General features: G+C 38.6%; 9 protein-coding genes. 6 read left to right on the forward strand and 3 right to left on the reverse strand.

Annotation, left to right across the window (positions count from 1 at the left end):
• Positions 1-11: 11 nt before the first annotated feature.
• From ACFSKV_RS07570 to ACFSKV_RS07580, 3 genes are all read right to left on the reverse strand, one after another.
• Positions 12-365, reverse strand: coding sequence for a four helix bundle protein (locus ACFSKV_RS07570; protein WP_380801338.1), 354 nt, complete (start codon positions 363-365; stop codon positions 12-14).
• A gap of 349 nt (positions 366-714) precedes the next feature.
• Complete coding sequence (locus ACFSKV_RS07575; RefSeq protein WP_380801339.1) at positions 715-2,376, reverse strand: ribulokinase; 1,662 nt, start codon at positions 2,374-2,376, stop codon at positions 715-717.
• 57 nt (positions 2,377-2,433) lie between these two features.
• Entirely contained in the window at positions 2,434-3,987 is a 1,554-nt protein-coding gene (locus ACFSKV_RS07580) for an alpha-N-arabinofuranosidase (RefSeq protein WP_380801340.1), read from the reverse strand.
• Between the two features lie 342 nt (positions 3,988-4,329).
• Between ACFSKV_RS07580 and ACFSKV_RS07585 the strand changes: the two genes are divergently transcribed.
• The 6 genes from ACFSKV_RS07585 (at position 4,330) to ACFSKV_RS07610 (ending at position 13,121) form a co-directional block, all read left to right on the forward strand.
• Positions 4,330-5,040, forward strand: a complete 711-nt coding sequence (locus ACFSKV_RS07585; protein ID WP_380801341.1) for an NUDIX hydrolase — start codon at positions 4,330-4,332, stop codon at positions 5,038-5,040.
• A 96-nt stretch (positions 5,041-5,136) separates the two neighbouring features.
• Positions 5,137-7,002 (forward strand): sodium:solute symporter family transporter, encoded by a 1,866-nt coding sequence (locus tag ACFSKV_RS07590; RefSeq protein ID WP_380801342.1) that lies wholly within the window; start codon positions 5,137-5,139, stop codon positions 7,000-7,002.
• A 32-nt stretch (positions 7,003-7,034) separates the two neighbouring features.
• Positions 7,035-8,537 carry an L-arabinose isomerase gene (gene araA / locus ACFSKV_RS07595; protein WP_380801343.1) on the forward strand — a complete coding sequence of 501 codons (1,503 nt, stop codon included), beginning with the start codon at positions 7,035-7,037 and terminating at the stop codon, positions 8,535-8,537.
• Between the two features lie 252 nt (positions 8,538-8,789).
• On the forward strand, positions 8,790-11,222 hold the full coding sequence (locus tag ACFSKV_RS07600; protein ID WP_380801344.1) for a YfhO family protein: 2,433 nt from the start codon (positions 8,790-8,792) through the stop codon (positions 11,220-11,222).
• Positions 11,219-12,262: a glycosyltransferase family 4 protein gene (locus ACFSKV_RS07605; protein WP_380801345.1), complete on the forward strand. Its 1,044-nt coding sequence runs from the start codon at positions 11,219-11,221 to the stop codon at positions 12,260-12,262. Before ACFSKV_RS07600 ends, ACFSKV_RS07605 begins: the two co-directional genes overlap by 4 nt.
• Before the next feature lie 19 nt (positions 12,263-12,281).
• On the forward strand, positions 12,282-13,121 hold the full coding sequence (locus ACFSKV_RS07610) for an FkbM family methyltransferase (RefSeq protein WP_380801346.1): 840 nt from the start codon (positions 12,282-12,284) through the stop codon (positions 13,119-13,121).
• Positions 13,122-13,130 lie beyond the last annotated feature (9 nt).

A 13,130-nucleotide genomic window follows, 5' to 3' on the forward strand; every position in this document is an offset into this window, starting at 1 on the left:
GTAATTTAATACTATCTATTTTTTGAATTCCTATTTTTCATTTTTAAAGCTATAGAAACAAAAATAGCAGTAAGTTCATTGGCTTCTTTTATATGCACATCAACATTCACCCATTTTTTTTCATTTATCACTTCTAACCAAAATTCACTTTCATCAGCCTCTTCAATTACCACCCCAATTTTTGCAACAAACTCTTTGTCACTTCTCCCTCTACTGGCAGCCCTATAATTTGAAGCTACGGAAGTCCCACTTCTAACCAATTGATTACCGACGGCTCTTCCTGATATTGTGTTTGGTAATTTTTCAACAACATCAATTATCGCAAGAGCAAACCGCTTTGTTCTATCTTTCAAATCATTTTTCATATGTCATTAAGTTTTGTCTCAAACTTAATTTATAAAATATGACAAGAATTTTATAAAACTTATTAATTCAATCAGAGAAGTTTGGCTTGAAAATATGCCAAATACTTTCTCTTTTTTAATATTCAATCTCTTTATAATTATTCCAAATTGGTCATTCATGTTAACCAAGCGAGCATATTAGAGATTTAAGAACCGTTTTCCAATTTTTCATTTCCCTAGAAGCCAAATTGACTATCCATGGTTAAAATCTTTTTGGGTTTATTTAATTTAATATAAGAATTCAACAATAACTTCAATTTAATACAAATTAGCTTCTTCATTTTCGTCCTCATCCTTCATCCTTCATCCTTCATCCTTCAACAAACCTTCCAAACCTCAGATACTCCTGATAAAGTCTTTCATAAATTTCCACATGTTCAGCAATAGGTTCATAGACCTTGTCAAACCCATTTCCCATATGATTAATGGCTTCTTGGGTGCTGGAATAAATACCACCAGCTACTGCAGCATACATTGCAGCACCAAGGGCAGGAGCCTGATCTGAACTGGCCACTTTGATGGGCATATTCAGCACATCCGCAAGGGTCTGCATGACCAAAGTAGATTTTTTAGCTACTCCCCCTAAGCCAATAACGTTGTCTATTTTCACTCCTTCTTCCCTAAATCGTTCAACAATTCTTTTAGATCCAAAAGAAATGGATTCTACCAAAGCTTTAAATACCCTTGGGGCATCTGAACCCATATTCAGGTTCATGATGGCTCCTTTCAAAGCCTGGTTGGCATCCGGAGTCCTCCTGCCATTTATCCAATCTAAAGCCACAATTTTGGATTCCTTCACAGGAATTTTTTCCGCTTCGGAAGAAAGTTTTATAATAATCCGATCCTCTATTTCTGCAATTAATTTGGATTTTTGTTCTTTATCCAAGATCGAACTCCCTTGGATAATTTCCAGGGATGGTTCTATGACCAAGTCTTTAAACCAAGCCAATACATCGCCAAAACCGGATTGTCCTGCCTCAAGGCCAATTGTCCCTGGAATGACAGAGCCATCAACCTGACCACAAATTCCTCTGATCAGATTGTCCCCTATAGTATCTTTTGGAGCAATCATTACATCGCAGGTGGAAGTACCCATAACTTTGATAAGGGTATTTTCTGATACCTGTCCGCCCACAGCTCCTGCATGGGCATCAAAAGTTCCCACTGCCACCACTGTATCTTCAGAAAGCCCTAATTTTTCAGCCCAGGATTTACTGAGTTTTCCTGCAGGAGTGTCTGAGGTATATGTTTCTTTGTATAACCTGTCTTTTAGTCGGGCCAAATAGGGATCAAGTTTTTCAAGAAACTTTTTAGGAGGCAATCCTCCCCAGCTCTCATGCCACAAAGCTTTATGCCCTGCAGCACATCTGCTTCTTTTTAATTCCAATGGATTTTCACAACCGATCAACTGAGCGGTGATAAAATCACAGTGTTCCATCCATGAATAAGCTTCCTTTTTTACTTCTTCATCTTCTCTGATTACATGGAGAATCTTGGACCAAAACCACTCTGAGGAATAAATTCCCCCTTCATATTTTGTGTAGTCCTCTCCTCCCCAGTTTCTGGCCATTTCATTGATCTCATCAGCCTCTTTAATGGCAGTGTGGTCTTTCCAAAGGACCATCATGGCATTAGGATTTTCTGCAAATTGGGGATTCATTGCCAAAGACTGGCCTTTTTCATCTACGGGTAAGGGAGATGAGCCGGTTGTATCCACGCAGATAGCTTTTACAAAGGATGTCGAAATTCCAGATTTGGAAATTACATTTTTAATAGTTGACTCCAATCCTTCTAAGTGGTCTAAAGGATGTTGCCTGAATTGATTGGAAACAGGATTGCAGTATTTCCCTTTTTTCCATCTTGGATACCAAAAAACATCCTCAGCTAGACTTTGCCCATTCAAAGTATTTACAAGAACAGCACGAACAGAATCGGTACCGTAATCAAGTCCGATGACAATTTTGTTTTTCATGAATTGGAATTTTTTTCATTTATCTCCTTTCCATTGGAAATGTTATCCAAAAAGAGATTATTTAACCCTGACCATTATAATTGATTTTGCCGGCACTGATATATTCAATGATTCTTTAGACAATTTGAAATCCTTGAATTCAGCTGTTTTGACTACTTCTTTCTTTTCAAAAGAATTGTAAGAATTGATTTCAGGCGCTGTAATTATTTTTGCAGTTACTGATTTTGGATCCATCCCTCTCAGCAAAACATCTAAGTCTATTTTCTTATCAGGATTGATATTGGCAATACTGATATTGACAGTTCCGTCAGCTGATTTCGATGAGGAAACATTCAATGCCTTCATAGTCTCATTGCCGATGCTGACATCTTCCGAAGTTAGATGATGGGACAAAAGCAAAGCATCTTTATGAGGTTTATAAAGATCAAAAACATGATAGGTTGGGGTTAGGATCATGTCTTTATCATCAGTAAGGATGATTGCCTGAAGCACATTGACTGTCTGGGCCAAATTAGCCATATGCACCCTGTCTGCGTGATTATTGAATATATTCAAAGACATTGCGGCAACAAATGCATCTCTAAGTGTATTCTGTTGGTACAAGAATCCAGGGTTTGTACCAGGTTCCACATCAAACCATGTTCCCCATTCATCAAAGATAATACCCACTTTCTTCTCAGGATCATATTGGTCCATAATTGCACCATGTCTGACAATAAGTTCTTCCAGGCGAGCTGCCTTCTTCAAGGTTACCAAGTAAGTGGCTTTGTCAAAATCAGTTGCTGAGGTTTTATTTTGCCAAGTGCCTGTCACAGTGTAATAATGGATTGAAAGACCATCCATCATATCCAATGGAATATTCTTCATCAACACCTCAGTCCAGTTATAATCGAAACTGTTAGCCCCTCCTGCTATTTTATACAACTTATTGGCACCGTAATCCCTGGCATAGGTAGCATACCTTTTATATTCATTGGCATAATATTCTGCCGTCATGTTGCCGCCACATCCCCAGTTTTCATTTCCAACGCCCCAATATTTGATATTCCAAGGTTCTTCCTGACCGTTTTTCTTTCGAAGGTTGGCCATGGGGCTTACACCGTCAAAGTTGATATACTCTATCCATTTGGACATCTCTTCCACAGATCCACTTCCCACATTTCCGGTGATATAAGGCTCAGCACCGATTTTTTTGGTGAAATTCAAAAACTCATGAGTACCGAATGAATTGTCTTCCACTACACCACCCCAATGGGTATTGATCATCATGGGCCTTTCTTTTGGATCACCTATCCCATCAGTCCAGTGATATTCATCCGCAAAACAACCTCCCGGCCATCTGAGATTTGGAATTTCAAGGGCTTTGATGGCATTCATGACATCCAATCTATAGCCATCCTCGTTTGGAATATCTGAATCTGGTCCAACCCATATTCCTCCGTAAATATTTCTCCCCAAATGTTCGGCGAAATGTCCGTAAATATGACGGCTGATTACAGGTCCACTCTGGTCGGTATTGACAATGAGCTGGTTTGTTTGGGCATTTGCAGAGAAAATCACCAAAAACCCGATAAGAAATGAGGTCCAATTGAAGTAATATGTTTTATTCATGATTAAAAGATTATTTTTAAGGTTATCGTTTTTAAGTCAGCCCAATAAGATGTGAATAAGGAATTTAAGAAACAATTTGAAATTTATAATGTAATCCAATGTGGAAATTTTATTCAAACTTAAACGAATTTCAAAAAATTTAATCAATAGGACAATATTTTAATTGTATTTTTTACACTAATATTTTTTTGATTCATTACATCAAGGCAATTCAAGCTGATAAAGTAGATTTGTTTTATTTATCGTTTCCAAAAAATGATTGATGAAGTCTAATGATTTCCTCATGCTTTTACAGAACTTTATTCTAAAAATTTCTAATTTTATAAATCAAAAGTTAAGATTATGAAATACTCTAATCAAAGCAGGGTATTGGTAGCTGTAGATAGCATTATCATTGGATTTGATGGTTTTGACTACAAAATCCTGCTCATACAAAGGGGATTTGCCCCGGAGAAAGAAAAATGGAGCTTAATGGGAGGATTTGTTCAGAACAATGAATCCGTAGATGAGGCAGCCAACCGTATTTTAAAGCAACTCACCGGACTGGAGGATGTTTATCTGGAACAATTACACGTTTTTAGCGAACCTGATCGAGACCCCATTGAAAGGGTAATTGCCATCGCATATGTCGCTCTAATTGATATTCAAAAGTACCAGCAGCAAATCAATGATGATTTCCATGCCAGGTGGTTTTTATTAAAAGAATTGCCCAAACTTATTTTTGATCATGAGGAAATGGTGAGAGCTGCATTGGAAAGATTGCGCTACAAGGCGGCCTTCCATCCCATTTTATTTGAGCTTTTGCCGGAAAAATTCACCCTACCCCAACTCCAGGCTATGTATGAGGGACTATTCGACACAAAAATTGACAAAAGAAACTTTAGCAGGAAAGTTTTGTCCACTAATTTATTGAAAAAGGAAAAAGATAAAGATAAGTCCTCCAGTAAAAAAGGTGCATTTTTTTACAGCCTGGACGAGCAAAATTACAAGGAAAATTTCCAAAGCATCCTGAATTTCATTCCAAAAAATGAAATTCAATTGTTGAATGAATAATTTCCAATGTCTTTATTTTTTTTAAAAATTTATTTAGGTGTATTTGTGACACTTAAATAAATTTGCCGATCTTTAGATAAACCTATTAACCTATACATGAACTCAGGCTTTTCAACATTAGATTACATAGTTTTCATATTGTATGGAATTGTTATTGTCACTATTGGCCTTTATGTTTCCAGAACAAAAAAAGGTGTTCAGAAAACAGCAAAAGAATACTTTTTAGCAGACCGGTCCCTTACATGGTGGGCAGTTGGTGCCTCACTTATTGCCGCAAACATATCAGCTGAGCATTTTATTGGTACATCTGGATCAGGTTTTGCCATCGGTTTGGGCATAGCTGCTTATGAATGGATCGCAGCCATAGCACTGATCATTGTGGCGAAATATTTTCTCCCCATATTTCTTGATAAAGGCATATACACCATGCCGCAATTTCTTAGTGAAAGATTCAACAGGGGAGTAAGTTCTGCATTTGCGGTATTTTGGTTGTTGGTATATATTTTCGTCAACCTCACTTCAGTAAGTTATTTGGGAGCTTTGGCCCTGGAAAAAATCATGGGAGTACCTTTGGTATATGGAATCATTGGATTACTCATTTTTTCGGGCATTTATTCCATTTATGGAGGACTTGAAGCAGTAGCCTGGACGGATGTGGTTCAGGTTCTGGTTCTTATAGGCGGAGGGCTGGTCACTACATTCCTTGCTCTCGATGCAGTGGGAAATGGACATGGTATATTAGCAGGGTTTGAAAATATTTATGCCAGCGGAAGGGACCATTTTGCCATGATCATCCCAAAAGGAGCAAAAATGATCCCAGATGGTGAAGGGGGATTAAAAGATGCCTACCAGGACCTTCCGGGTGTTGCGGTAATTTTAGGGGCTATGTGGCTGACCAATATAGGCTACTGGGGATTTAACCAATATATCATACAAAAAGGTTTGGCGGCAAAAAGTATCCAAGAAGCAAAAAAAGGGTTGATTTTTGCAGGATATCTTAAAATTCTCATTCCACTTTTAGTAGTAATTCCAGGAATCGCAGCTTATGTCCTTATCAATGATTATACGCCACAGGAGCTGTCAGAAATGCTGAATATTCCAGTGGAACAAATTGGAAGCATTAATAAATCAGATGAGGCATATCCCTGGTTATTGAAGAATTTTGTCCCTGCCGGTGTGAGGGGACTCGCTTTTGCAGCCCTTGCTGCCGCGATCGTTTCCTCATTGGCTTCCATGATCAACAGTACATCTACCATTTTCACCATGGACATTTACAGGACTTATTTCAACCCCCAAGCCAACAATAGGCAATTAGTGACTACAGGAAGGATAGTAGCTGTATTGGCCTTGTTGATAGCCATGTACATTGCACCAAAATTGAGCACTTTAGATCAAGTATTCCAATATATCCAGGAATATACAGGATATATCTATCCAGGAGTGGTTGCTGTATTTTGCATGGGCTTGTTTTGGAGGCAAATTACTTCAAATGCTGCCCTCTGGACAGCCATTGCGACAATCCCTGCAGGTATCCTGTTCAAAGTACTTTATCCCGAAATGCCTTTCATTCTTAGAATGGGGTATGTATTTATCGTCCTTTGCTTTCTGGCATCTTTGATAAGTTTTACCGAGAAGAAAGCTTCTGCAAATCCCAATTATGGCAAAAACAAAAAAATACTGGTGATCGGGAATCTCTTTATAATTTTTGGATTGGTTCTTTCAATTTTGGGATTTATTCAATTTGAAGCATTTGCCTACCTTGGAATTGAATCCATTTTTATGCTTTCCACCTTATTTTTCATGTTGGGAGTAATACTGTATACGAATGTAAAAATGAAAACCTCAGATAAAAAAGCATTTGAAATTGACCCGGAATTATTCAGTACCACCTCTTCCTTTAACCTAGGAGCCGCTGGTATTATATTGATTGTGGGTCTTTTATATTATTTTTTCTGGATGTAAAAGTAAAATCAATAAACCTAAAATGACTTATTATGGCTAGTTTGAAAGAATACGAAGTTTGGTTTGTGACAGGCAGCCAACATCTTTATGGAGAGGAGACGCTGAGACAGGTGGCTGATCATTCACAAATCATTTCCAGGGAACTGCACAGTTCCCCAAATATCTGTGTCAGTATTGTTTTCAAACCTGTCGTCAAAACTACAGAAGAAATATTTTCTCTATGTCAGGAGGCTAATCAAGCCAATAACTGTATAGGTCTGATCACTTGGATGCATACTTTTTCCCCGGCAAAAATGTGGATTTCGGGATTGAAGATTTTGTCCAAGCCCCTACTCCACCTTCATACCCAATTCAACAGAGATATTCCATGGGCCTCTATTGATATGGATTTTATGAATCTCAACCAAAGTGCCCATGGAGACAGAGAATTCGGTTTTATTGTTTCGAGGATGAAAATCAACCGGAAAGTGGTTGTAGGCCATTGGCAAGATTCAAATGTCAAATCCCAAATTGATACCTGGGCAAGGGCAGCGGCTGCCTGGAAAGACTGGCAGGGGGCTAAATTTGCAAGGTTTGGGGACAATATGAGAAACGTTGCTGTGACAGAAGGTGATAAAGTAGAGGCTGAAATGAAATTCGGTTTTTCGGTGAATACGCACCCTGTTGGCGACTTGGTTCAGGTGATCAATTCCATATCAGATAAAGAAATTAATCTTTTGGTGGAAGAATACGAAGCTTCATACCATCTGGCCCCCAATCTTCAAAAAGGTGGTGAAAAAAGAAATTCACTTCTGGATGCGGCAAAAATTGAGCTCGGCATGCGCCATTTCCTTAAAGCCGGCGGTTTCAAAGGCTTTACCAATACGTTTGAGGATCTACATGGCATGAAACAGTTACCGGGAATAGGAACACAAAGACTCATGGCTGAAGGATATGGGTATGCGGGTGAAGGGGACTGGAAAACTGCTGCTTTGGTTAGGGCAATGAAAATTATGGGTACCGGCATGGAGGGAGGAAATGCCTTTATGGAGGATTATACCTACCATTTTGAACCCAACAACAATTTGGTATTGGGTGCCCATATGCTGGAAGTGGATCCTGTTTTATCGGCAGAAAAACCAAAGTGTGAGGTACACCCTTTGGGAATAGGTGGCAAAGAAGATCCTGTAAGGTTAGTTTTCAATGGAAAAGCCGGATCTGCGCTCAATGCCTCTTTGGTGGATATGGGAAATAGATTTAGACTCGTTGTCAATGAAGTGGAAGCGGTGACCCCTCCATTTGATTTACCAAAATTACCGGTGGCCAGGGTTATGTGGAAACCCTTGCCCGACATGAACACTGCCTGTGCGGCATGGATTTATGCCGGGGGTGCACACCATACCTGCTTTAGCCAAAACCTTTCCATCGAACATTTGACAGATTTTGCCACGATTGCGGGATTGGAAAATATTATCATTGGCCGAAATACCAATTTACCGGCCATTCAAAAAGAGCTGAAATGGAGTGAGGTTTATTATAAACTAATGGAAAAATAACTGATACCTCAAAAGGGGCTTAGATAAGCCCCTTTTGGTTAATATATTTTCCATGAATATCTCCCTAATAAGAGACATACTGAAAGTATGCTTTTTAAATTAATGTACTGACAAATATTTCCCTTGATTCAGGCTTGGACTAAAATTTTTTGGTTCAACAATTTTAAAATCAACAGGGCAAAGCAGAAAGCAAGTTTTTTCTCCTAATAATTTATAATTTGCAGACTCTTTACCAATTGAAAAAAACTGAGAATGCAGATTAATATCAAAAAAGATATCCTGCCCCACCTGATCGGAGTGGTGCTTTTTTATCTGGTTGTAGTGTTTTATTTCTCTCCGGCAGTTTTTGACGGAAAAATAATATTCCAGTATGATATTTTACAATGGGAAGGTGCTTCCAAAGAAATTTTGGATTACCGGCAGAATAATGGAGAAGAGGCACTTTGGGCAACCCGTTTGTTCAGTGGGATGCCCGCTTATTTGGTCAGCTTTGAGGTTCCGGGGGATATAACAAATCTATTGACTAAAATCATCACGCTGGGACTCCCACATCCTGTCAATTCACTTTTTTTTGGCATGGTATCCATGTATATCCTTTTGCTGAGTTTTAAAGTCCGACCTGAATTTTCTATAGGCGGTGCCATTGCCTTTGCATTCAATTCTTTTCATATCATCAGCCTGGAAGCAGGGCACAATGCAAAAATCTGGGCAATTTGTCTCATTCCATTGATTTTGGCTGGAATTCATCTCGCTTTTCAAAGAAAATACCTCCTTGGCTTGGCCTTGTTTACCTTTGGATTGATGCTGCAGCTCAAATTCAACCATCTCCAAATTACCTATTATACCGTAATTATAGTGGTGATTTATGGATTAGGGGAATTGATCTCCACTTTTAAATCCAAAGGATTTGTATATTTTGGAAAAGCGGCATTGGTTCTTATACTTGGCTTACTGCTGGCTGTGGGAGCAAATCTAAGCAGGTTCTTATCTGTTTTGGAATATAGCCCTTTCTCCACCAGGGGTCCTTCCAACATCAGCTCAGTTGAAAAATCCCAAGGAGGATTGGACAAAGATTATGCCTTCAATTGGTCACAGGGCAAATTAGAAACACTTACCCTTTTGGTGCCCTACCTATATGGTGGGGGAAGCACAGAACAATTGCCCAAAGATTCAAACACAGAAAATGCACTGAGAGCAAATGGAATTGATGCCAATCAAAGCAGGGATTTCATTTCCAATGCCAGAACCTATTGGGGGGATCAACCTGGTACAGGTGGCCCTATTTATGGTGGTGCTGTGATGCTTTTTGCATTAGTAGTGGGAATTATATTTGCACCCAGAAAATTAAAAATAGTATTTCTGACCATTACACTTCTTTCAATTCTGCTTGCATGGGGAAAAAATCTGGAATGGTTCAATTATACTATTTTCGACCATTTACCAGGCTATAACAAGTTCAGGGCAGTAACAATGGGATTGGCAATGGCCCTATTCTCCATCCCTGTGCTGGGTAGTTTGGGAATGGAGTATTTGTTCAGAACACGGCAAAAAGATCAGATCAATAGGGGATTATTTATCGCTTTGGGCTGTACTGCCGGACTAGCTGCCCTGATTTGGCTCTTTGCGGGCATGTTCAGTTTCAGGGCACCTGTTGATTCCAATTTTCCAAACTGGTTGGCAGAGGCCTTGATGGATGACCGAAAATCCATGTTGAAAAACAGCGCATTAAAAAGCCTGATATTCATCACTTTAGCGGCAGCTGCTGTTTGGGCAGCACTTAAAAACAAAATATCCACTGAATTGGCAGGAGCCACAATAGCTTTGCTGTTGATCATTGATCTTTGGAACGTCAACCGAAGATACCTAAATGAAGAATCTTTTAAATATAATCCATCAGAGCAATTTTTTACCAAAAGCCCTGCAGATGAAAAAATATTGTCCGACAAGGATTATTACAGGGTGTTGAATTTGGACAATCCTTTCAATGAGGCCAGGACAAGTTATTACCACAACAGCATTGGAGGGTATCATGGGGCCAAAATGAAAAGGTACCAGGAATTGATCGAAAATGTTCTGGGACCTGAAATGCAGGTTTTCATCCAAAAAGCCCAGGAAGGGGAATTTGACTGGGAAAGCCTGAAAGGATTGAATATGCTCAACACCAAATATATTCTGGCAGGCAGAGGCGAAAATGCAGTATTCCAAAACCCGGAGGCCAATGGGGTGGCCTGGTTTCCAACTTCAATTCAACCTGTGATGACCAATGATGATGAGTTGAAGCAGATTTCAAATTTAGATACCAAAACAATAGCCACTGTAAATGAATCTGAGTTTGGGAAACAAACAGTAGGCTCTGGTAAAGTGACCTTAAGTCAAAGGGAACCCTATGAATTGGCTTACCAAGTAGATGCAGAAAAAGGTGGATTGGTGGTGTTTTCAGAAATTTACTATCCAAAAGGCTGGAAGGCCTTTGTAAACGGAGAAGAAGTACCCATCCTCAGAACCAATTATTTATTGCGGGGAATTCAGGTTCCTGACGGTAAATCTACAATTATCATGAGATTCGAACCTTCAAGTTATCTGAAGACAAAGAATATCGTGGTAATAATTCAATATTTGATCAGTCTATTGTTAATTGGAGCTATCAGTATTACCCTCTTAAAAAACAATAATCCTAAGAAATGACCAAGCCAAAAATATTATTGGTCACTCCCTCATTCCAAACCTTTATCCTACAGGATATTGCTGTTTTATCAGAAAAATATGAGCTGATAATCAATACCTACAATTGGAAAGTTAAAGAGTTTGCACCAATCTATATGGTCATGCAATTTTTCCATATTTTGGCACATATCAATCAGGTCAGTTTTGTATTGGTTCACTTTGGTGGATATTGGTCCTTCTTCCCAAGTTTGCTTGGAAAGATCTTCAGAAAGCCTGTTTATATCGTACTCCATGGCACTGATTGTGCTTCAATTCCTGAATTGAATTATGGAAGTCTTAGAATACCTTTGTTGAAATGGTTTTGTGAAAGATCATATGATTGGGCCAGTATGTTGCTTCCAGTGAGTGATTCTTTGGTCAATTCCAGTAACGATTTTTATCAGCCCGGCAAACAATTGCCCAATGGTTTTCTTTATCATTTCCCTTTTATAAAAACTCCTTACCGGGTTATTCCTAACGGATTTGATGAATCCTTTTGGAAACCGGATGGGTCCATTCTTAAAAATGGAAAAACATTTATGGCGGTCATGTCGGCTGAACAGTATATTTTAAAAGGTGGGGATATGATCACTGAATTGGCAAAAAGATTTCAGGATTGCAATTTTTTCATCGCAGGGATGGACAAACCTAATGGTCTTCAAATTCCGGACAACCTGAAATTTTTGGGAAAAATAAAACCCCAGGAAATCAAAACTTATTATCAAAAGAGTGACTATTATTTTCAATTATCCATTTTTGAAGGATTTGGTTGTGCCCTCTGTGAAGCTATGCTTTGCGGTTGTCAGCCCATTGGTAGCGACGTCAATAACATTCCAAAAATAATTGGGGACACAGGAATACTTTTAAAGAAAAGAGATGTGAATCTATTGGAAAAAAACATCAAATCAATAATGGAATTGGCCAAGGGAGGACATATGGATTTAAATCCCAGAGAAAGGATTATTCAAAATTACAGTTTAGAAAACCGAAAAAAATTACTCTTTTCAGTCCTTCCTGATTAATATTGATGCAATTGATTCTATGGAAATATTAGCGGCCACCATTTCAAGATACCTTTATATAATCCCTGGAGGTTATTTTTTGGTACAGGTATTGAAAAAACTGTTTTCAAAAAAATATGAAAATCCTGAATGGAGAACTTTTTCCTTTAGAGGTATTACTATGAAAGTGGATATCTCAAAAAGTATGGGTTTGGCTATTTATTGGAGGGGCGCCCACGACTGGAGACCAATTTTTGCTATGGAAAAATTATTACAGAAGGGAAATACCGTGGTGGATATTGGGGCAAATCAGGGGGAGTATAGTCTTTGGTCTGCCAGAATAGTGGGAAAAGAAGGGAAAGTTTATGCATTTGAACCCCTTTCATCCATTTTTGGTAGGCTACAAGAAAACATTGCATTGAATCCGGATTTACAGAAAACCATAATTCCGGTACATTTGGGGCTTTCTGATAAAAAAGGAACCCTAAAATTATACTCATCTGATCTATCCAATGAAGGTGTCAATACGCTTTATAAAGAGGAAGGAAGTGTATTCCTGGAGGACATTGAATTAAGCACCTTGGATCAGGAATGGGAAAAAATTGGAAATCCAAAGTTGGACTTGCTTAAAATTGATGTGGAGGGAGCAGAGTTACCAGTTTTATTGGGAGCGGAAAAAACCATTGCTAAATTTTTACCGATCATCTTTCTTGAAATTAACCAAGAAGCTTGTAAAGCAGCAGGATATAAGGCAAGCGATATTTTAGAGTTTTTGACCAAATTCGGATATTCATTTGAGCTGATCGGCTTAAGGGGAAAAACCACGAAGGTTATCTCAGAAAAACTACCGGGTTTTTGCAATATCATTGCCAAAAAATAAAAATTTGTG

Origin of the sequence: Shivajiella indica (assembly GCF_042683085.1) — a bacterium.
Lineage (GTDB): Bacteria > Bacteroidota > Bacteroidia > Cytophagales > Cyclobacteriaceae > Shivajiella > Shivajiella indica.

What these genes read in the sequence shown, in the direction of transcription:
- ACFSKV_RS07570 (WP_380801338.1), bottom strand. Translation starts at nt 365, where the DNA reads ATGAAAAATGATTTGAAAGATAGAACAAAGCGGTTTGCTCTTGCGATA.
- ACFSKV_RS07575 (WP_380801339.1), bottom strand. Translation starts at nt 2,376, where the DNA reads ATGAAAAACAAAATTGTCATCGGACTTGATTACGGTACCGATTCTGTT.
- ACFSKV_RS07580 (WP_380801340.1), bottom strand. Translation starts at nt 3,987, where the DNA reads ATGAATAAAACATATTACTTCAATTGGACCTCATTTCTTATCGGGTTT.
- ACFSKV_RS07585 (WP_380801341.1), top strand. Translation starts at nt 4,330, where the DNA reads ATGAAATACTCTAATCAAAGCAGGGTATTGGTAGCTGTAGATAGCATT.
- ACFSKV_RS07590 (WP_380801342.1), top strand. Translation starts at nt 5,137, where the DNA reads ATGAACTCAGGCTTTTCAACATTAGATTACATAGTTTTCATATTGTAT.
- araA (WP_380801343.1), top strand. Translation starts at nt 7,035, where the DNA reads ATGGCTAGTTTGAAAGAATACGAAGTTTGGTTTGTGACAGGCAGCCAA.
- ACFSKV_RS07600 (WP_380801344.1), top strand. Translation starts at nt 8,790, where the DNA reads ATGCAGATTAATATCAAAAAAGATATCCTGCCCCACCTGATCGGAGTG.
- ACFSKV_RS07605 (WP_380801345.1), top strand. Translation starts at nt 11,219, where the DNA reads ATGACCAAGCCAAAAATATTATTGGTCACTCCCTCATTCCAAACCTTT.
- ACFSKV_RS07610 (WP_380801346.1), top strand. Translation starts at nt 12,282, where the DNA reads ATGGAAATATTAGCGGCCACCATTTCAAGATACCTTTATATAATCCCT.